The organism is Rhodococcus sp. YH3-3 (assembly GCF_001653035.1).
Lineage (GTDB): Bacteria > Actinomycetota > Actinomycetes > Mycobacteriales > Mycobacteriaceae > Rhodococcus_F > Rhodococcus_F qingshengii.
Window position 1 is genome coordinate 745,417 of the sequence record NZ_BCWH01000002.1, and the last position, 19,301, is coordinate 764,717.

Consider the following 19,301-nt stretch of genomic DNA (forward strand, 5'->3'; position numbering starts at 1 on the left):
CCTTTCAGAACTCGGTGGAACGCGGCGACGGAGCATTGCCGGCAATGGTGAGCAACTGGATCTGCGAGGTGCCCTCGAAGATGCGGAGAATGCGGCAATCGCGGTACAGGCGTTCGATTTCCGATTCGCGCATGAAACCTGCGCCACCGTGGATCTGTACGGTTTGATCGACGATCGAGAAGCAGGCTTCGGTGGCGACGTACTTCGAAATCGATGCGGCGCGGCGGATGTCCTGACCGGCGTCCTTGACGTCGGCGGCCCAGTCTGCGGTGACGCGTGATGCGACAAGTTGCGCGTCGCAGCCACCGAGGAGTAGCTGGATTGCCTGGAAGTCGAAGATCGGCGTGCCGAACTGCTTTCGCTCCGTTGCGTACTCGCGTCCCAGTTCCCAAGCGCGCAGAGCGATGCCGTTTGCCATTGCCGCTACGTCGATGCGTGCTCGGTTCAGGGCGGTCAAGGCAATGTTGCCGCCGCGACCTTCGGTGCCGATCACGGAGTCGAGCGGCAGAACGACGTCGTCGAGGTAGACGGTGTACGTCGGGGCCGAACGAATTCCCATCTTGTCCTGCGGCTCCGAGTAGCTGATTCCCGGAGTTCCCTTGGGGACGACGAAGGCGGTGATGCCTCGGAATCCTGCGCTCGGGTCCGTCTTGGCGAAGAGCACGACCAGGTCGGCTTCCTTGGCGTTGGAGATGTACGTCTTCGATCCGGAGAGATGCCAGCCGTCGTCCTCGCGTCGGGCGACGGTACGCATCGAGGCGATGTCGGAGCCGGCATCGGGTTCTGTGAGTGCAAAGCCGGCCAGTAGTTCGCCCGACGCGAGTTGAGGCAACCAGCGATGCTTCTGCTCTTCGGAGCCGCCGACGAGAATCGGCTCGAGGCCCAGGTAGTGCGCGGTGTAGATCGATGCCAGCGCGGCGTCGGTACGTGCAACTTCTTCGATGGCGACCAGTTGGGTTCGTGTCGACAGACCCAGCCCACCGAATTCCTCGGGCACGGAAATGCCCATGAGGTCCTGCTGCCCGAGGCGCTTGACCAGCTGCGCCGGGAACTCCTTGGACTCGTCGCGTGCGGCTGCTCCTGGGTGGATCTCGGCGTTGGCGAAGGCTCGGACAGTGCTGCGGAACTCTGCGAGATCGACGCTGTCGGTGTCGGGCGCGGTCTGGGTAGTCACGGGGGCTCCTTCGAGGCGGAATAGTTACGAATTTCATCTAATGAAATCTAATTGCCACTAGTTGGCATGGACTGACTATGGCCGAGGGTGGCGAATTTGTCCAGGGGTGAATTTGTTGTGTCGCGGCTCACGTTCTGCAATGATCAACTTGTCTAAGCCTGTATAGACAAGTTGATTGCGGATCGAACCCACTACAAGTCGGAAGCAGCGTGGCTTTCGGCGGAAGGTGCTGACATGAGCCTCGTTTCAGTCGACACGACACCGGACTCCGAGAATGTGAGGAGGGTGTCCAGTACGTATTTCGAGGGCTTGTCGGCGGACCGATACGCTGCGCTCGCCGAAGACCGCAAGCTGGCGATTGTCGCCGCGCACATGGACCTTTCGCGTCGACGAGGACACAACTCGTCGATCTCGCGACTCGCGCCGGCCGGGGAGTTAGGGGACGGCCCCGCGATTCAATACGTCGGCGACGACATGCCGCAGCTCGTCGAAGCGGTCTTGGCGACACTTGCCCGTGCCCGCGTGGAACCGGAATTCGTGGTGCACCCCGTGCTTCGCACAGCCGTGCAACCGGCGCACAGCACCGAAGACGCCCGGGCCGGGGAGCGCACCGAATCATGGATCCACATAGGACTACCCGCACACTGTTCGGACGCGCAGGCGCAGGTGATCGCGGACGACGTCGCCGGAATCCTCGACCGTATCGCGCGTGCCTTCCGCGATTCCGTGCCCCTGCGGGACCTCGTCGACGAGGCGCGCGAGCAACTGGACTCGAACGGCTACGCCGAAGAAGCTGACTTTCTCCGGTGGTGCAGCGCCGGAAACTTCAGTGTCATCGGTGGTGCGCGAACTGTCGACAGTGACGAGCCGTACGCCATCGGCGTGCTCCCCGATCCAACCGGCTCTTCGGATTCGAAAGCGGCGCCCCTCTCGATTGCAGTGGTGTACCTCCGGCAAGGGTTCGGTGGATCCGAATACGCCACCGAGATCGACGTGTCTGTCGGCGACCGTGCGTACCGATTCGTCGGGTTCTTCACCGCGACCGGTATCGTCGCCGACGTCAGGCGAACCCCGCTCGTGCGAGGACGCGTCGCAGACATCTTCGAGGCCTCAGGATCCACCGTCGATTCGTTTGTCGGACAATCGATGCTGGCAGTGATTCAGTCGATTCCGGTCACAGTGCTCCTGGCGGCCGAGCCGGCCCGAATCGCGGACGCGCTGGACGAACTCACTTCCGTGGACGGCCGCACATCGATCCACCTGTTCTTGCAACCGGTGGGAAGTTCCCCGGTGACAGGGCGAGATCAAGAGTTGTCGGCTTTGCTCTTCGTTCCGCGCGAGAAATTCAGTACGACGATCAGAACAACGGCCGAGTCGGTACTCGCCGACGCACTCGGTGCCCACAATATCGAGTTCTCCAGTCGAGTCTCGGAATCCCCCTTGGCCGTCGTACATTTCACGGCCACAGTCGGCGGCGGCGCGAACTTCGCGTCGGCGCGACAAGCACGGGAGATTCGGGACCTCGTCGTCGACGCGTGCCTGACGTGGGACGAACGATTCGTTCTGGATGCTTCGCACTACGACGAGCGGCGCAGGCGTGCTCGGTTCGCCGAGCGCGTTCCGGTGGCATACAAGCAGGATTTCGACGCTGTCCGAGCCGCCGAGGACATGGCGGTGTTCGAGGGCCTCGCGCCCGGAGAAGTAAGTCCACGGTTGGCCCGTTCTGTCGACGGACCGGGTACTCACCGTCTCGGGCTGTACGTCTCGGGTGATCCGCTCTCGCTGGGCGAGGTGCTGCCCGTATTGCAGAGCCTGGGCGTCGAAGTGGTCGACGAGCGTCCGTACGAGATCGCACCGGCGGGAACCGAACAGTCCAGGATCTACGAGTTCACGCTCGACTATCCGAGTGCTCCGGTCGAAGGCTTCGACAACTTTGCCGCGCGATTCGCGGCGACGTTTGCCGCGGTTCGAAACGGTGACGCCGAGCCGGACTCGTTCAACGAATTGGTCGCGATCGCGGGACTCGGCTGGAAACAGGTAGTGGTGCTGCGGGCATACGCGGAGTTCTTGCAGCAAGCGGGATTTCCTTACAGCACCGGTCGCGTCGCCGAGGTACTTGCCGATCATCCCGAGATCGCCGGCAGATTGTGCGAATTGTTCGAGAGCCGTTTCGATCCTGACGTCGTCGACGGAGATCGAGGTGCACGTGCAGCAGCGGACGTGGAAACGGCCGTGGCGCAGGTGCAAGGACTCGACGCCGATCGGATCCTGCGCGCGTTGTCCGAACTGGTCCGTAACACGTTGCGTACCAACTATTTCGTGTATCCCACTGAATCGCTCGGCGCGCTCTCGTTGAAGTTCGATTCGGAGAAGCTGTCCGTATTGCCTTTCCCTCGACCGAAGTTCGAGATATTCGTGTACTCACCCGATGTAGCAGGTGTGCACCTTCGTTTCGGTACGGTGGCTCGCGGCGGCTTGCGCTGGTCGGATCGGAAAGAGGACTTTCGCACCGAGGTACTGGGATTGGTGAAGGCGCAGGCAGTCAAGAACGCGGTCATCGTGCCTGTCGGAGCGAAGGGCGGATTTGTCGTCAAACGCCCACCGGTTCCAGGGCTGGGCGCAGACGCAGACCGAGAAGCTGCGTTGGCGGCCGGGATCGATTGCTACCGATCCTTCATTCGCGGACTACTCGATCTGACCGACAACGTCGACAAGCAGAGCGGGGCCGTTGTCGCGGCGCGGCGGGTCGTTCGCCACGACGGAGACGACACGTATCTTGTTGTCGCCGCGGACAAGGGAACTGCGAAGTTCTCCGACATCGCGAACGAGGTTGCCGCGGAGTACGGATTCTGGCTCGGCGACGCCTTCGCGTCCGGCGGGTCGGTCGGCTACGACCACAAAGCCATGGGTATCACGGCGAAGGGCGCCTGGGAAAGTGTCAAGCGGCACTTCCGTGAGCTCGGCGTCGATACCCAGCACGATGACTTCACCGCGGTGGGGATCGGAGACATGAGTGGCGACGTCTTCGGCAACGGTATGTTGTGCAGCAAGCACATTCGCCTGATCGCGGCGTTCGATCATCGGCACGTGTTCGTCGATCCGGACCCGTCGCCTGAGCGCTCGTACGACGAGCGATCACGTCTCTTTGCGCTCCCCCGATCCTCGTGGGCCGACTACGACCCGACCTTGATCAGTGCCGGCGGCGGAGTGTGGGAACGCTCGGCGAAGCGCGTTCCGATCAGTGACGAGATACGAGAGGCACTGGGCCTCGAGGACGACGTCACCGACCTGACTCCACCGCAACTGGTTCGGGCGATTTTGCGGTCCCCGGCAGATCTGTTGTGGAACGGCGGCATCGGAACGTACGTCAAGGCCTCCGGTGAGTCCGACCTCGAAGTCGGCGACAAGAGCAACGACGCCGTTCGGGTGAACGGCAACGAAGTGCGTGCCCGAGTGATCGGTGAAGGAGGCAATCTCGGCCTCACCCAGGCCGGACGGATCGAATACGCACGCGGCGGTGGACGGATCAACACAGACGCCCTCGACAATTCGGCCGGAGTCGATTGTTCCGACCACGAGGTGAACATCAAAATCCTTCTCGACTCCCTGATCAGCTCAGGCGTCGTCACGGACTCACGTCGTGACGCACTACTCGAATCGCTGACCGACCAGGTCGCAGAACTCGTTCTCGCAGACAACCGTTCGCAGAACGAACTGATGGGTACCACGCGGGCGGATGCGGGGGCGATGATCGGTGTGCACGGCAGAGTGATTTCCAACCTCGAATCGCGCGGGATCGTCGACCGTGTCATCGAAGGGTTTCCGACCAAGAAGCAGTTCGCCGCGGCCGAGAAGTCGGGAACGGGGCTGACGTCGCCGGAACTCGCCACACTGATGGCCCACGTCAAGCTCGATCTGAAATCCACGCTGTTGGCGGGAAGCTCGATCGACAACCAGATCTACCGCCAGGTGCTGGCGAACTATTTTCCGGAGGGCGTTCGAGTTGCAGGGGGTGACGCCCTCGACCGGCACCCACTTCGTCGCGAGATCGTCGCGACAGTGCTGACGAACAACGTCATCGATCGAGGCGGCATCACCTATGTGTATCGGCTCGGTGAAGAAGTCGGCGCTGATCCGGAAGACGCAGTACGTGCCTTCACTGTGGTCTCCGAGGTGTTCGGACTGTGGAAGTTGTGGCACGACATCAGCGAAGCCTCGCTCTCGACCGCAGTGTCCGACGAGTTGATCCTGCTCACCAGGCGACTGCTCGACCGGGCGTCACGGTGGATGCTGACACGTCGTCCGCAACCGCTGGCCGTCGGGGCCGAGATCAGCAGATTCGGTGATCGCATCGCGGAGGCGTCGGCAGAGCTCGATGACTGGCTGGTAGGCGCAGATCAGCGGAACCTGGCTGCGCGAACGGTCCTCATCACGGACAAGGGCGCGCCGGAGAACCTGGTCAGGCGAGTGGAGATATTGCTCGATCAGTTCGGACTGCTCGACGTGGTGGAGATCGCGGACCTTGCCGATCGGACGATCTCGGAGACCGGCGAACTCTATTTCCGGCTCGGTGAGCATGTTGGGCTCGTCCCGATGCTCAATCGAGTGTCGGCATTGAGCAAGGACGGAAAATGGAACGCGTTGGCGAGGTTGTCGTTGCGGGACGAGTTGTACTCGACGGTGCGGGCCCTGACCCTCGACGTCTTGGCCGACGCGGAAGCGGGTGACACGACAGCGGAAAAACTCTCGAGGTGGGAAGAAAGGAATGCGTCGAGAATCGAGAGGTCCACTCTCGCGCTCGCAGAGATCGAGGCGTCCGGGCAACACGATCTTGCTGCGCTTTCGGTTGCGACGAGCCAATTGCGGCGCATGGTGGGTTAGGTCCGGCGCGGACGCTCGCGGATGGATCGGAAAGGTGCACGAGGCGGATAGACTTCGGAGGCCGAACGGGAGAACCGACTCGGTGGTTTTCGACGAACGGGTGGTGGCGATGGCGATTGCCGAAGTGGACGCAGAACTCGCCGTGCTGTTCAACGAGGCAGGCGGCGAGTCCGCCCCTGCCTACGAACGGGTCAAGAACCTCGTGGTCTCGCAGATCAACTCGGGTCGGTGGACCGAAGGCGATCAGCTGCCTTCGGAGAATCAACTGGTCAGTGCGCTGGGGTTGTCACGAATGACGATCAATCGAGCGCTTCGCGAACTCACCAGCGACGGTCTGATCGTGCGGATGATGGGGGTCGGTACTTTTGTCGCCGCCACGAAGACCGCGTCCCCGCTGTTCGAAGTCAAGAACATCGCCGACGAGATTCAGCGCCGCGGCCACCGTCATCGAACCGAGGTCGTCTTCGTTCGTGAGGAAGAAACCGACCACGGGCAGACGTTCCTTCGTGAATCGGTGGGCAAACGGGTGTTCCATTCGCTGATGGTGCACTTCGAGGACGAAACTCCGATTCAGGTGGAAGACCGATTCGTGAATCCGAACGAGGCGCCAGACTATCTGCGCCAGGACTTCACCGCGATCACCCCCAACAACTACTTGAGTGACGTTGCGCCTCTGGTTCGCGGCGAGCATGTCGTGGAAGCGGTGTTGGGTAGCCCGGACGAATGCGAGCTGTTACGCATCGATCGCGGGGAACCGTGCCTGCTGATTCGCCGCCGCACGTGGTCGGCTAACGGATTGGTCAGCGCGGCGCGCTTGATCCATCCGGGTTCACGCAATCGCTTGGAAGGAACCTTCGAGCGCTGATCGTTTCGAATGGCGAATCCTGAACACTCGCTCGTCGGATTGCACCATTTTCGGGGTCGACTTCGGTGCAATCGACCAGGACGTGACTGCGAGCACACTGAGATCATGGGTGGACGGTTATTGCTTCCGCAACCTCACTTCCCGACGAGTGAGACCTGAGCGGATCCCAGCAACGCCGTCTACGCCGCTCGCTTCCATGATCGAAGGAGTTCGACCTGTGACCGACTTGCCCAAGGACCTACTTGTCGCCCCGAAGTGGCAGGAACGCCTCGACGAACTGGCAGCCAAGCATTCGGTACCGGGCGCGCAGGTCGGTGTGATCGCGCTGGGCGAAGACGGCGCAGCGGACATCCGTGTCATCACCACCGGAGTGACGAGCCTGAACACGCGCGTTGACGTCGACGCAGACACCCTGTTCCAGTACGGATCCGCGAGCAAGATCTGGACGACGACGCTGATCATGCAGCTCGTCGACGAGGGCAAGCTGACGCTGGACACCCTGGTGGTGGAGGTGCTTCCGGAGTTCACGATCGCGGATCCTTCCAACACGAAGGAAATCACGATCCGCCAGTTGCTCACGCACACAAGCGGTATCGACGGAGACCTGTTCAACGACACCGGTGACGGTGACGACTGCGTCGAGAAGTACGTCGACGAACTCGCGACCGCGATCAGCGTCACCGAGCCCGGCGGGCATCTGAGTTACAGCAACGCGGGTTTTGCCGTTGCCGGCCGCATCGTCGAGGTCCTTCGTGAGATGACGTGGGACGAGGCGTTGGTCGAATATCTCTGGAAGCCACTCGGATTGACGCACATCATCACCAAGGCCAAGGACGCGCCGCTGTTCCGCACGGCCGTCGGCCACGTGGCCAACCCGGATCGGACGTCGCCGGACAAGGTGATTCCGACCAAGCAGTGGCTGCTTCCGCGCGGTATCGGTCCGGCCGGGATCATCACCGGATCGGTCAGCTCGCTCCTGACCTTCGGTGCTGCACACATGCGTGACGGACTCGCATTGACGGGTGAACGCATTCTGTCCGAAGAATCCGCGCGCCTGATGCGCACTCCGCAATTCGACCTGACCGCGGTCTCGAGCGTCGATCAGGCCTGGGGCCTCGGCTGGATCCTGTCCGACTGGGGCGGCGTGACGTCCGCGCAGCACGGTGGTGCGACGATCGGCCAGATCACTCGTTTTCACACCTTCCCCGAGCTCGGTCTCGCCATGGCCGTGGTGACCAACTCGCGTGGCGGCGGCGCCCTGGCCCACGACATCGAGAAGGAGATCGCCCAGGAGCTCGATCTCGTTCTGCCGGAACCGAAGTCCGAGCCGAATGCGGAAGACATCGACCTGTCGCACATTCTCGGAACCTATGAATCGACAACCGTGCGAATCGAACTCACGCGCGGCGAGGACGGCGGATTCCAGGTGCAGAACTTCGCCAAGGTCGAGATCGACGGCGAGCCGCCGGCTCCGCCCACCAAGGTCGTACCTCTGTCCGCCTCCAGGTTCTTGATCAGTAACGAGAGCGCTTCGGGTGAGATGGCTCATCTCACGATCGATGGCGAGCAATATCTCTACATGACAAGGCTTTTCAAGAAGATTTCCGACTAGTCGCGGCGAGATGATTCTCTCCGCTGAATGAAATCTCGGGCAGGTCGAAGGCGATGAGGGCCCTCGACCTGCCCGCACTACTTTTCGAGGAAAACTCATGATGAAACCTCTCGCTCCTTTTCCGGACGTGAATCACCCCGCGGCACTGGATGCTTACGGCCTTGCGCCGGTCATCGACGGTCACAACGATCTGGCCTGGACGGCTCGCGAAACTGCCGCATACTCGGTGGAGAATCTCGAGAAGGATTCCATCTTCCAAACCGACATCGACAAACTCGGTCGCGGAGGCGTCGGTGCGCAGTTCTGGTCGGTTTACACCCCGTGTGACAGGACGGAGCCAGAGGCGGTTCAGTACACACTCGAACAGATCGACTACGTGTACCGGATGATCGAGCGATATCCGGATACTTTCGAATTCGCGCGTACAGGTGACGACGTGCGTCGCATCTGGAGCGAGGGCAAGGTCGCGTCCTTGTTGGGCGCGGAGGGCGGTCACAGCATCGGCAGCTCGCTCGGTGTCCTGAGAATGATGGCGCGCCTTGGTCTTCGGTACATGACGCTGACGCACAACGACAACACCGGGTGGGCGGACTCCGCGACGGACACTCGAGTACACGGCGGGCTGACCGACTTCGGTCGCGAGATCGTGCGCGAAATGAATCGGCTCGGCGTACTCGTCGACCTGTCGCACGTCTCGGTGGAAACGATGAGAGATGCCATCGAGACGTCGTCGGCGCCGGTGATTTTCAGCCATTCGTCGTGCTCTCAGCTATGCGGTCACCCCCGTAATGTTCCCGACGACGTCATGCGACTGCTCGCGGACAACGGCGGGGTCATCATGATCGCCTTTGTACCCATGTTCCTTTCTGCCGAGTACAACGAGTGGTTCAAAGGCGGGCGAGTCGGCCCACGACCGGCGATGACAGTGGACCATCTCGCCGACCACGTCGAGCATGCCCGAGACGTCGCGGGCATCGACCACATCGGTTTGGGCAGTGACTACGATGGGTTCGACGACTTTCCGGACGGTATGCAGGACGTATCCGGTTTCGCGGTGTTGATAGACCGTCTGGCGGAACGCGGTTGGTCCGCGGAGGACTTGGCAAAGCTGATGGGCAACAACGTGTTGCGTGTGCTCGACGAGACCAGTGCACCCTCGATGTCGAGCCTTTCCTAGCCGTATCGACGCCCGAGAAGATGAGGATGAGAATGAAGAAGATTCGTACCGTTGCACTGAAGCTGGTTGCTTCGGTGTCCGTAGTTCTGGTTGTGCTGGTATCGATAGCGCTCGTATTCAATGTCGGCTCCAGCAAAGCGAGCGTTCCGGCCGGGGAGACGGGCAACCAGTTCGTGTCCGTCGACGGAAAGAACATGAGCTACTCGATCCGCGGCAACGGCGATCAGACCATAGTGCTGTTACCCGGGTTCGGAACGTCCGCACCGATTCTCGACTTCACACCGCTTGTCAACGAGCTCGCACCCGACTACCGCGTCGTCACGATCGAGCCCTTCGGTTACGGCTACAGTGACGGAACGGACAAGGACCGCACGACTGCGAACATCGTCGAAGAGATTCATACGGCAGTACAGTCGCTGGGAATTGACGAATACATCCTCATGGGGCACTCGATCACTGGTCTCTATGCGCTGGACTACACCGCGAAGTACCGTGACGAGGTCACCGCATTCGTGGGTATCGACAGCAGTGTTCCAGGGCAGCCGAACATGGATACCAAATTCCCGATCGACGCACTCCGAGTTGGAAGGCAATTGGGCTTGGCGGAATTGCTGTCCAAGGTCGTCGGTGGTGAAGCCTCGGACGAGTACCTCGATCCCGCCGCAAAGGACGAGATGCGACAGTTGACTGCGAAGAACAACTTCAGCGATACCTATCTCAACGAGATGGATCATCTTTCCAGTAACTTCGCTGAAGCAATCGGCAAGACGTTCCCAGCCGATCTTCCGATTCTGTTGTTCGCCGTGAACAATTCAGAAGTTCAGGGCTGGACAGAGCTGCACGAGGGGCAGGCAGCCTCCGTCGATCACGGAGAGGTGATCTTGCTGGACGGAGACCACTACCTGCACCACACCAGGTCGAAGGAGATCGCCGAGAACCTCGGAAGGTTCTTGGGTGAGCTGAACTGAATCCGGGAGGACGTTAAAGTTGGAGGCGGGGCCATCGAGTCGAGATGGTCCCGCTTCTTTCTTCTCCACTGATCGTTCGGAGGCATTGTGGCGCAGACCTGGTCACGCGAAGAACTGGTGAGCGAGCTGGACTCGGCGTATTCGAAACTCGAAGCGTTACTCGACGGCGTCGCCGAGGCCGATGCGTTCGACGCCGTTGCCGTCGACGCGTGGACGGTGCACGACGTACTCGCTGTGCGTGTCTGGTGGGCAGAGGCCGTCGCAGAGTGGATAGGTGCCGGGCTGCGAGACGAGGCTCCGCAGACGCCGGCGGCGGGTTACAAGTGGACGCAAACACCCGCACTGAACCAGTCGGTTGTCGACGCGAGCATCGACATTCCGGCTCAGGAGCTTCGTGACCGCTTGGGAGCTGCTGTTGCGATGTTGCGCAACTACATCGAGACCCTTGACGACGATCAACTGCTGTCGGTCGGGGTTTTCTCGTGGACCCGGACGTGGCCGGTCTCGAGGTGGATCGCCGTCAACACGATCACCCAATACGCGTCGTTGTCGAAAATGATTCGGCGAGTGCTGAAGTCGAACAATCAGCCCTGAAGTCGATGCATCCGCCATACGTCCGGTCCGTCGGGGAGCGAGGTCTGGCCGACGATCGTGAAACCGAACCGTTGGTACAGCGGTAGATTTCGTTCGGTCGACGTATCGAGCCAGCAATTCTGTTCGGTTCGATCCAGTTCCGCCAAAGCATGTTTCAGTAGCGCAGAACCCAATCCGGTTCCGCGTGAGCGCGGCGTCGTACCGATCGTTGCCAACGACCACGCGTTGTCGGGGACGGGAAGCGCAGACAGTTGTTCGTCAGCCTGAAGAACGCGCTCGAACCGATCTCCGTGCAGTTCGACGATCTTCTCGACGGTCGTTTCATCAGGCTCTGGAGTGTCCGGCGGCAGGACTGCGATGACGCCGTTGCCGGAATCGTCGATGTAGGAACGCCCGAACGGTAGTGCCAGGTGTTCGAGGTAGATCCGTTGCAGAGTCGCGACGCGTTCCACGTGGGAGTCTTCGGCGACGCACCAGTTCGTCCAGGGGTAGTCGGCAAACGCCTCGCCGAGAACCTCGGCGGCACGGTCGAGGTCGTCGATGGACAGCGGTCGAACAGAATTCTGCATAGTGCCACTTCAGCACAGGGAGGTCTTCCGTCGCCACTCGATTTCGGCGGTGTAGCAGGTGCGCGGGTCGTGGTCACGTACTTGTGAGTTCATTCAAGAAAGTTGGACGAGGCTGTCGATCCTGCGTTGACTGGTAGTGATCGGGCAATCGCCGAGCTGTCAACTCCGGGCACGTGAGATCCGGGTATGGCGATTCTCCGCGAAAGGAACAGATATGAACAGGCTCGAAGGCAAGAATGTAGTGATCACAGGCGCCGCCAGTGGAATCGGGCGTGCAGCAGCACAACTCATGGCGGCAGAGGGCGCCAAGGTGTTGGTCGCCGACCTCGATCCTGCGCGTGCAGAGGAATCGGCGGTGGCGATTCGCGAGACGGGTGGCAATGCAGTGGGTTTCGGCGTCGATGTCATGAACGAGGACTCTCTGGCAGCGATGATCGAAAAGGCGGTCGCCGAATTCGGCGGCATCAACGTCCTGTGTAATCACGTGGGCGGTAGTAACCCGCGCAAGGATCTCGACCTGCTCCGGATGGACTTGGACGAGTGGGATCGCGTGATGTCGCTCAACGTCCGCAGCACTGTCGTCGCTTCACGACTTGCCATTCCGCACATGAACAGTGCCGGTGGAGGATCGATCGTCAACACGGCCTCGGTAGGTGGATTGATCGGGGATTCCCTGCAGTCTGCCTACGGATCCGCCAAAGCGGCAGTCATTCGTCTGACGCAGTACATCGCAGTCCAGTACGGAGCAAACGGTGTTCGGTGCAATGCTGTAGCGCCGGGCGCGATCATGACACCCGCTCTCGTGGACAACATCCCCGCTGATGTCATCGACGGCATGAAGCAGGCAAACGCCCTGCCTTACCTCGGCGAACCCGAAGACATCGCGCATGCCATGGTCTACCTGGCTTCGGACGAATCTCGCTACATGACGGGGCAGACCCTGGTGGTCGACGGCGGACTCACCAGCAAGAGTCCGCTCGCGACCGGCCGTTCGTCGATGTTGAGCTGAATCAGCTCCGCCAACCGCTGGGGCCGGCGCCCAGAACCTCGATGGATCCCTGACTGGCGTGTGAATGCTTGGTGCGGTGCGTCATTCGCCACTTTCCGTCGATCCGCGCCCATGAGTCGTGGTAGTCGCCGAGGGTGAAGAAGTTCAGGTGAGCCTTGCTCCCGGTGCCCACATGCATGTCGCTGACATAGGAGCGGCTGGTGGCGAGATCGCCGACCACCTCGACCAGCACGTTACCGATCAGATGTTGGGTGGGACCGCACTCGTCGAGGAACGAGCGGATGGACGCCACTACCTCGGCGGATCCGCGCAGAGTTCCGGTGCCCAATTCTGCCGTAGCGTCCGGCGTCATGATCCGGTGGAGTTCATCCCACGCTCGCGCATCCATGGCTCGGGCGAACTCGAAGATGGAGCGGGTGATCTCGCGTTCGTCGAGAAGAGTGGTGATGTCGATGCTCATGCTGTGCGCCTTTCTTAACGTCGGGGGGTTAATAAAGGCGCACAGCAGATGTCAGCGGTTGAGCAGCTTGCGCATCGCTTCGGCAGCGCCCTTGACCATCTTGTCTCGGGGGAAGCCACTGCGCTTCTTGGCGCCTTCGTAGTTTCCTGCAGCCACCCAGATCGGGCCGTCGGCAAGGTGTTCGAGACCTTCACGTGCAACATCTTCGGGCTCTGCGACGTTCATGCCCGGGATGTCGAAGTTCAGTCCCGCGCGAATCATAGCGGGTGTGCGAGTGACACCGAGAATGAACTCGACGACGTGAACGCCGTACGGCTGGAGTTCGAGCCACAGGCTTTCGGCGAAGATGCGCCCGAATGCCTTGGACGCCGCGTAGATGCTCTGGTGCTCGGAGCCCATGAATCCGGCCAGTGAACCGAGCAGCATGATGCCGCCGCGTCCGCGATCCTTCATCAATCCGCCGAAGTGGTGCGAGAGTTCGAGCTGCTTGTTGATGTTCAGCTCGATGACTCCGGCAAATCCCGTCAGATCTCCGGTGACGAACTCGTGGCCGTAGCTGTTGGCGCCGGCGTTGAAAATGAGGAGACCAACCTCGACGTCGTCGGTGACAGCCTTGATCTGATCGAGCGCGTCCGGAACGAGCAGATCCAATGCGAGAGTGCGTACTTCGACGCCGTTGGCGCGTGCCTTGGCCGCGGTCTCCTCGAGCGGGCCCGGCTTGCGGGCGATGAGAACGAGGTTGATGCCGATCTTGCTGAGCTCGTCGGCGAACCCTGCGCCGACACCTTCTGAACCGCCGGCGATGACTGCCCACGGGCCGTAGTACTGAGGATCGATCATTACTACCTTCTTCGAAAGATGTTGGCTTGACTAGTGAAACGGAGTCGGTACGGGTTCGCTGTCGTCGACGATCGGCTGAGGCACCGGCTCGTCGTTGAGGATCTCGAGTTGGCCCGCTGTTGCAGCGTTCACGATGGACGCGATCAAGGCGCCGCACTGCTTGCGAGGGGCACCGGGTCGTCCCTCTCGCTGCCCGAATTCACGGTCGTCGGCGATTTCGAGGCACTGGGCGCGGGCCTGGTCACTCCACTGAACGGTGGTGTGTTCCCAACTGTTCTTCTGGACCAGGACCTGAGCCTTGCACTCAGCGCACGGAAGAGGCTGCATCTTCGTCTGCCTTCTTTGCAGCGAGGTTGTCTTCGACTTCCTTCTGCCAGGCTGCGACGGGTCGCGCGGTGTCGAGTTCGAATTCGAAGCGCTCGGTCATCTCGGGAGCGATGTCCGCGACATCGACGTAGAACTGTTCGTACCAGCGACGGAGCTGGTAGACCGGGCCGTCTTCTTCGCACAGGAGCGGGTTCTCGATGCGAGTCTTGTTCTTCCAGATCTCGACGTCCTGCTCGAAGCCCTTGGCGATGAACGTGCCGAAGTTCGCGGCCATCGCGTCGGCGGCTTCACCCTGGAAGCGATCCGACTTCTTGACGATGATGCCGTACTGGAGCACGAACTTGTCAGCGCTGACCGGGTAGTGGCAGTTGATGAGCACAGAGTCGACGTTGTAGTCCTCGTACTCGTAGGTCAGGTCGTCGACCATGAAGGAGGGGCCGAAGTACGTGGCAACCGAGTTGCTGCCGACCATCTTCGGGGTGCCTGCTGCGTGGGGACGCATGTCCGAGCGAGCGACGCCGCGCATGTACTGCGTTGCGGCGTGGCCTTCGAAGACGTTCTTGAAGTACGTCGGGAAGGAGTAGTGCACGTAGAAGAAGTGCGCCATGTCGACGATGTTGTCGACGATTTCACGGCAGTTGGTGTCGACGGTCGTGGTGTACCAGACCCAGTCGCTCCACTCGTCGCTGAGCGCGCCTTCGATGCGGGGGATAGCCACGTCGTCGGTCGGCGGGTTGCCCTCGGGGTCATGCCAGACGAAGAGCATGCCGTCCTGGTCGAGGGTTTGCCAGGCGCGCGTCTTGGCCAGCGGGGGGACGCGGCGTGCGTACGGAATCTTCTGGCACTTGCCGTTGCCGCCCCAGCGCCAATCGTGGAACGGACAGGCAATGGCGTCGCCCTTGATGGTGCCCTGGCTCAAGTCGCCACCCATGTGACGGCAGTACGCGTCGAGGATCTTGACGTTGCCTTCACTGTCGGCGAAGACGACCAGTTTGGTGCCGAACGCCTCGATGGAGTGCGGCTGGCCGTCCTTGAAGGACTCCGTGAGTCCAATGCAGTGCCATCCACGCGCAAAGCGTGTAGGCGCGGTTCCAGCTTGGATCTCGCGAACCTCGTCGTTGTCGGACTGAGTGATCGTCACGATGAGTCCCGTCCTTTCCAGGGGCAGTGTCGACGCCCGACGCTAGGGGAGCGTGAATTGCCTCTGAAGTCTCGTCTCACTGGCCGGGACCAGCGGCGAGCGCGAGGATCCGGCGGCTGATCCCGGCCTCCGGGACTTCCGATCACCGGAACGCGTGACCGACATATCGTGACGGGGCAGCCGTTATGTCTATCTGCCGATCCGCTCCCTCACGGTTCGGTGCGAGGAGTGTCTCCCATGGTCAACAAGGTTCTGAGTTCAGTCCGTGATCTGCTCCCGAAGATCGCGGCCCGCGCTCAGAAGGTCGACGATTCGCGCAAGATCTCCGAACGGACCATCCGGGAGCTGTCCGAAGCCGGCGTCTTCTCCATGCTGGCGCCGAAAAGATACGGAGGTGCCGAGAGCGACCCGGTTCAGTTCTACGAAGTGGTCAGGGCCATCTCGGCTGCCTGCGGCTCGACCGGTTGGGTCGCGTCGGTGGTGGGGGTGCACCCGTGGCATCTTGCACTTTTCGACGACCGAGCGCAGGCCGACGTGTGGGGAGAGGATCAGACGACGCTCATCTCGTCCGCCTACGCGCCGGTCGGTCGACTGACGGCGGTGGACGGTGGTTACGAACTGTCGGGCCAGTGGGGCTTCTCTTCCGGCTGTGATCACGCGAGTTGGGCATTGCTGGGCGCGATGGTGGTCGGCATGGATGGTCGTCCCGTCGATTTCATGACGGTGTTGGTGCCGCGTACGGATTACGAGATCCGAGATGTCTGGGATGTCGTGGGGATGCGCGGCACCGCGAGCAACGAGATCGTGGTCGACAAGGCCTTCGTTCCCGAGCACCGATTGAAGCGCAACTACGAGACCGCACAACTTCGCGGCCCAGGCCAAGCAGTCAATCCTGGTCCGCTGTACAAGCTTCCGTTCGGGAGTATCTTCACCTCGACGGTTGCCGCTCCGTGTGTGGGCATCGTCGCCGGTTGTTACGAGGGGTACCTGGACGTGATGCGTGAGCGCGTCCGTCTGAGTTTGGGTGGTGGACGGTTCAGCGAGGATCAGTTCGCTCAGGTCGCCGTCGCACGTGCGTCGTCGGAGATCGATGCTGCGATTCTGCAGATGGATCGCAATATCCGGGAGATGTACGAACTTGCTGTGGCCGGTCAGGAGCTCCCACTCTCGATGAGGCTGCGTGCGCGTCGTGATCAGGTTCGTGCGACGGAACGCTCGGTGGAAGCGATCGACATGCTTTTCAAGACGGCAGGCGGGAACTCCCTCTCTCGCGGAAACCCGATCGAGCGTGCGTGGCGTGACGTTCATGCGGGCAGCGTTCACGTTGCCAACGAACCCGAGCGCGCGTTGGCGCTCTACGGCCGGGCGGCGTTCGGACTGCCGGTGGAGGACAACCTGATCTGACGGGTTGGCGCGTCACCGGGTGGGGTATTTGCCTTTGGATGAGGGAAGTACCGGCTCTGACCATCGGCTCGATCGTCGACATGGCGGGTGTCGCGCGCGCGAAGGTGATGCCGGCCGGCCGAACCGGTGTCTTCGAGAAAGCCGGTGCGGGAGTCTCACCGAGCTGGAACGTCTTCTGTAGCGACGATCGGATTGCCTTCACCGATTCCTTTTCCGTCGTGGGTGATCTCCGGTTGCGTATCGACCGCTCCGACCTCCGTGATCTCGGCGGGGGCGTGTCGTGGGCGCCGGCGACGTTGCACGAGCAAGACGGTGCGACGGCTGCCGTGTGTACTCGGTCCGCACTCACTGCCGTCGTGGCGCGGCTTGCCGCCGACGGACTGGAAGCTCGGGTGGGTCACGAGATCGAGTTCACTCTTTTCGGTGATGCGTGCAACGGAGCGTGGTCGGCGTACGGGTTAGGTGCAGTCCTGCTCCGCGAGGACTTCCTCAAGGACCTTCTGCGCAATGCCGAACGCGCACAACTTCATATCGAGCAAGTGCATGCAGAGTACGGACCGGATCAATTCGAGATCTCCATCGCTCCGGCAACTCCTGTTCAGGCTGCCGACCTGGTGATACTGGCCCGGATCTTGATCAGCCGCACTGCCAGAGCCCACGGATTGGCGGCCTCGTTTTCACCGATACCTACGGTCGGAGGTGCAGGGAACGGTGCACACCAGCACTTTTCGTTGAACTCAGGTGGGCGGCCCGTCTTCTCCGGTGGCGGGCAGGAGTACGGGATGACCGACAAAGGATCGTCAGCTTTGGGTGGAATCCTCTCTCACCTCGCGGAATTCACGGCCATCTTTGCGTCCTCACCGCTCTCCGGGGTCAGGCTGCGACCGGACAATTGGTCGGGGGCCTACGTCTGTTGGGGGCTCGAGAACCGGGAAGCGGCACTGAGGTTCTGCGCCGAGTCACCGTCGAATCCACACGGCGCCAACGCCGAAGTGAAAATCGTCGATCCATCGGCCAACCCGTATCTGGCGACCGCTGCGATACTTGGCCTTTCGCATATCGGTATCGGCAATGCCTCGCCATTGCCGCCGGAAATTGTGGTGAACCCGTCGACTCTCACGGAGGCGGAACGTGATGAGCGCGGGGTGACCCGAGTCCCCACCGATCTGCGCGAGATAGTGCAGAAGTTCAACTCCTCCTCGGTGGCGAAGGAAATCTTCGGGGAGTCGATCATCGAAGCGATGGTGTCAGTGAAGGGAGTTGAGCGCGAGACTTTCTCGCAGATGGACGAGGCGACAACCGTCGAGCGGCTTCGATATACCTGGAGCTGAAAGGGTTGACGCGCAAGATGTCGAGTCCTATGTTTAAGCTATTCCTTAATTAAGGAGTTGCTTACATGGACGAGCGAAGCGGCCGACTCGATGCAGTGTTCAGCGCATTGGCCGACCCGACGAGGCGTGAAATGCTCTCTCGCCTCACTGATGGTTCGATGACCGTCGGTGAGTTGGCCGAGCCGTTCGAAATGAGTCGACCCGCCATCTCTCAGCATTTGAAGGTGCTCGAGCGAGCCGGTCTCATCGAACGAACCGCCACCGCGCAATGGCGCACGTGCACCCTTCGCGCAGAGGGTCTCGACGACGCCAGCGCCTGGGTCGACGAACACCGGCGAGGCTGGAACGAACGCTTCGACCTCCTCGACGAGCGTCTACGTGAGCTGAAACAACGTCGACCGAAGAAGGAGAAGGACAATGAGTGACCAGAACGTCGATGCCACTGCAGAATTCACCATCACCCGGATCTTCGACGCGCCGCGCGACCTTGTCTGGCAGGCGTGGACCGACCCCGACGAGGCGGCGCGCTGGTGGCATCCGAAGGGTGTCAGCAGTCCTCGTGAGCATGTCACGATCGATCCCAGAGTTGGCGGAACGTACCGCTACCTGATGATCAACGACGAGAACGGAGCCGAGTACCCCACCGGCGGAACCTATCTCGAGGTCGACGAGCCGAAGAGGCTGGTCTTCACCTGGGGAAATCCGAGTGATCCGGTGGATGCCGCACCTCGGATAACGGTCACGCTCGCAGAACGGGGTGACAAAACCGAGATGACCTTCCACCTGGTAGGAATTCCGGGATTCAAGGGTGACGGGAATGTGTACGACGGATGGGAATCCGCTTTCGACGTGTTGGACGAAGTTCGCGCCGGCGACTAGTCGGGAATCGGACACCGCGACAGCGGTGCCGGTGATTGAATGGGCTGATAGTCCATTCGTCACCGACGCA

At 61.4% G+C, this 19,301-nt stretch carries 17 protein-coding genes; 11 read left to right on the forward strand and 6 right to left on the reverse strand.

From position 1 onward, the window contains the following. Positions 1 to 4 precede the first annotated feature (4 nt). A complete protein-coding gene (locus YH3_RS16255; protein ID WP_007732726.1) occupies positions 5 to 1,174 on the reverse strand; it encodes an acyl-CoA dehydrogenase family protein in 1,170 nt (389 codons plus the stop codon). Positions 1,175 to 1,408: 234 nt separating this feature from the next. On the opposite strand from YH3_RS16255, the gene YH3_RS16260 reads away from it, so the two are divergent. From YH3_RS16260 to YH3_RS16285, 6 genes are all read left to right on the forward strand, one after another. Beyond that, on the forward strand, positions 1,409 to 6,055 hold the full coding sequence (locus YH3_RS16260) for an NAD-glutamate dehydrogenase domain-containing protein (protein ID WP_238592628.1): 4,647 nt from the start codon (positions 1,409 to 1,411) through the stop codon (positions 6,053 to 6,055). A 109-nt stretch (positions 6,056 to 6,164) separates the two neighbouring features. After that, the gene (gene hutC / locus YH3_RS16265; RefSeq protein WP_024487384.1) at positions 6,165 to 6,920 is read left to right on the forward strand and encodes a histidine utilization repressor; all 756 of its coding nucleotides are present in this window, start codon (positions 6,165 to 6,167) and stop codon (positions 6,918 to 6,920) included. A gap of 217 nt (positions 6,921 to 7,137) precedes the next feature. Continuing rightward, complete coding sequence (locus YH3_RS16270; RefSeq protein WP_003940270.1) at positions 7,138 to 8,532, forward strand: serine hydrolase; 1,395 nt, start codon at positions 7,138 to 7,140, stop codon at positions 8,530 to 8,532. Positions 8,533 to 8,629: 97 nt separating this feature from the next. Beyond that, entirely contained in the window at positions 8,630 to 9,709 is a 1,080-nt protein-coding gene (locus tag YH3_RS16275; RefSeq protein WP_064443722.1) for a dipeptidase, read from the forward strand. Positions 9,710 to 9,741: 32 nt separating this feature from the next. Further along, a complete protein-coding gene (locus tag YH3_RS16280; protein ID WP_007732711.1) occupies positions 9,742 to 10,677 on the forward strand; it encodes an alpha/beta fold hydrolase in 936 nt (311 codons plus the stop codon). 87 nt (positions 10,678 to 10,764) lie between these two features. After that, the gene (locus tag YH3_RS16285; protein ID WP_064443723.1) at positions 10,765 to 11,271 is read left to right on the forward strand and encodes a ClbS/DfsB family four-helix bundle protein; all 507 of its coding nucleotides are present in this window, start codon (positions 10,765 to 10,767) and stop codon (positions 11,269 to 11,271) included. Here YH3_RS16285 and YH3_RS16290 read toward each other — a convergent pair. Continuing rightward, on the reverse strand, positions 11,262 to 11,840 hold the full coding sequence (locus YH3_RS16290; protein WP_003940097.1) for a GNAT family N-acetyltransferase: 579 nt from the start codon (positions 11,838 to 11,840) through the stop codon (positions 11,262 to 11,264). The two genes, YH3_RS16285 and YH3_RS16290, sit on opposite strands and share 10 nt — an antisense overlap. 214 nt (positions 11,841 to 12,054) lie before the next feature. Between YH3_RS16290 and YH3_RS16295 the strand changes: the two genes are divergently transcribed. Beyond that, positions 12,055 to 12,849, forward strand: coding sequence for an SDR family NAD(P)-dependent oxidoreductase (locus YH3_RS16295; protein ID WP_054187462.1), 795 nt, complete (start codon positions 12,055 to 12,057; stop codon positions 12,847 to 12,849). 1 nt (position 12,850) lies between these two features. On the opposite strand, the gene YH3_RS16300 is transcribed toward YH3_RS16295, so the two are convergent. Genes YH3_RS16300 through YH3_RS16315 form a run of 4 tightly spaced genes read right to left on the reverse strand, consistent with a single transcriptional unit; the run spans position 12,851 to position 15,617 of the window. Beyond that, positions 12,851 to 13,309, reverse strand: coding sequence for a nuclear transport factor 2 family protein (locus YH3_RS16300; RefSeq protein ID WP_064443724.1), 459 nt, complete (start codon positions 13,307 to 13,309; stop codon positions 12,851 to 12,853). Positions 13,310 to 13,360: 51 nt separating this feature from the next. Continuing rightward, the gene (locus tag YH3_RS16305; protein WP_020909164.1) at positions 13,361 to 14,149 is read right to left on the reverse strand and encodes an SDR family oxidoreductase; all 789 of its coding nucleotides are present in this window, start codon (positions 14,147 to 14,149) and stop codon (positions 13,361 to 13,363) included. Between the two features lie 30 nt (positions 14,150 to 14,179). After that, positions 14,180 to 14,476, reverse strand: coding sequence for a hypothetical protein (locus tag YH3_RS16310; protein WP_064443725.1), 297 nt, complete (start codon positions 14,474 to 14,476; stop codon positions 14,180 to 14,182). Further along, positions 14,454 to 15,617, reverse strand: coding sequence for a Rieske 2Fe-2S domain-containing protein (locus YH3_RS16315; RefSeq protein ID WP_003940257.1), 1,164 nt, complete (start codon positions 15,615 to 15,617; stop codon positions 14,454 to 14,456). The genes YH3_RS16310 and YH3_RS16315 overlap by 23 nt, the downstream gene beginning before the upstream one ends. A gap of 237 nt (positions 15,618 to 15,854) precedes the next feature. On the opposite strand from YH3_RS16315, the gene hsaA reads away from it, so the two are divergent. The 4 genes from hsaA to YH3_RS16335 all read left to right on the forward strand — a co-directional run bounded on the left by hsaA (position 15,855) and on the right by YH3_RS16335 (position 19,231). Then, complete coding sequence (gene hsaA / locus YH3_RS16320; RefSeq protein WP_042448427.1) at positions 15,855 to 17,021, forward strand: 3-hydroxy-9,10-secoandrosta-1,3,5(10)-triene-9,17-dione monooxygenase oxygenase subunit; 1,167 nt, start codon at positions 15,855 to 15,857, stop codon at positions 17,019 to 17,021. 38 nt (positions 17,022 to 17,059) lie between these two features. Next, positions 17,060 to 18,352, forward strand: a complete 1,293-nt coding sequence (locus YH3_RS16325) for a glutamine synthetase family protein (protein WP_007732696.1) — start codon at positions 17,060 to 17,062, stop codon at positions 18,350 to 18,352. Positions 18,353 to 18,417: 65 nt separating this feature from the next. Continuing rightward, positions 18,418 to 18,777, forward strand: a complete 360-nt coding sequence (locus YH3_RS16330) for a helix-turn-helix transcriptional regulator (RefSeq protein WP_003940373.1) — start codon at positions 18,418 to 18,420, stop codon at positions 18,775 to 18,777. Next, entirely contained in the window at positions 18,770 to 19,231 is a 462-nt protein-coding gene (locus tag YH3_RS16335) for an SRPBCC domain-containing protein (RefSeq protein WP_042448421.1), read from the forward strand. Before YH3_RS16330 ends, YH3_RS16335 begins: the two co-directional genes overlap by 8 nt. The last annotated feature ends 70 nt before the right edge of the window (positions 19,232 to 19,301 follow it).

Excerpts from the sequence above, each read along its gene's own strand:
- YH3_RS16290 (WP_003940097.1), bottom strand. The coding sequence starts at position 11,840 with ATGCAGAATTCTGTTCGACCGCTGTCCATCGACGACCTCGACCGTGCC.
- hsaA (WP_042448427.1), top strand. The coding sequence starts at position 15,855 with ATGGTCAACAAGGTTCTGAGTTCAGTCCGTGATCTGCTCCCGAAGATC.
- YH3_RS16305 (WP_020909164.1), bottom strand. The coding sequence starts at position 14,149 with ATGATCGATCCTCAGTACTACGGCCCGTGGGCAGTCATCGCCGGCGGT.
- hutC (WP_024487384.1), top strand. The coding sequence starts at position 6,165 with ATGGCGATTGCCGAAGTGGACGCAGAACTCGCCGTGCTGTTCAACGAG.
- YH3_RS16330 (WP_003940373.1), top strand. The coding sequence starts at position 18,418 with ATGGACGAGCGAAGCGGCCGACTCGATGCAGTGTTCAGCGCATTGGCC.
- YH3_RS16310 (WP_064443725.1), bottom strand. The coding sequence starts at position 14,476 with ATGCAGCCTCTTCCGTGCGCTGAGTGCAAGGCTCAGGTCCTGGTCCAG.
- YH3_RS16260 (WP_238592628.1), top strand. The coding sequence starts at position 1,409 with ATGAGCCTCGTTTCAGTCGACACGACACCGGACTCCGAGAATGTGAGG.
- YH3_RS16275 (WP_064443722.1), top strand. The coding sequence starts at position 8,630 with ATGATGAAACCTCTCGCTCCTTTTCCGGACGTGAATCACCCCGCGGCA.
- YH3_RS16300 (WP_064443724.1), bottom strand. The coding sequence starts at position 13,309 with ATGAGCATCGACATCACCACTCTTCTCGACGAACGCGAGATCACCCGC.
- YH3_RS16325 (WP_007732696.1), top strand. The coding sequence starts at position 17,060 with ATGAGGGAAGTACCGGCTCTGACCATCGGCTCGATCGTCGACATGGCG.
- YH3_RS16280 (WP_007732711.1), top strand. The coding sequence starts at position 9,742 with ATGAAGAAGATTCGTACCGTTGCACTGAAGCTGGTTGCTTCGGTGTCC.
- YH3_RS16295 (WP_054187462.1), top strand. The coding sequence starts at position 12,055 with ATGAACAGGCTCGAAGGCAAGAATGTAGTGATCACAGGCGCCGCCAGT.
- YH3_RS16335 (WP_042448421.1), top strand. The coding sequence starts at position 18,770 with ATGAGTGACCAGAACGTCGATGCCACTGCAGAATTCACCATCACCCGG.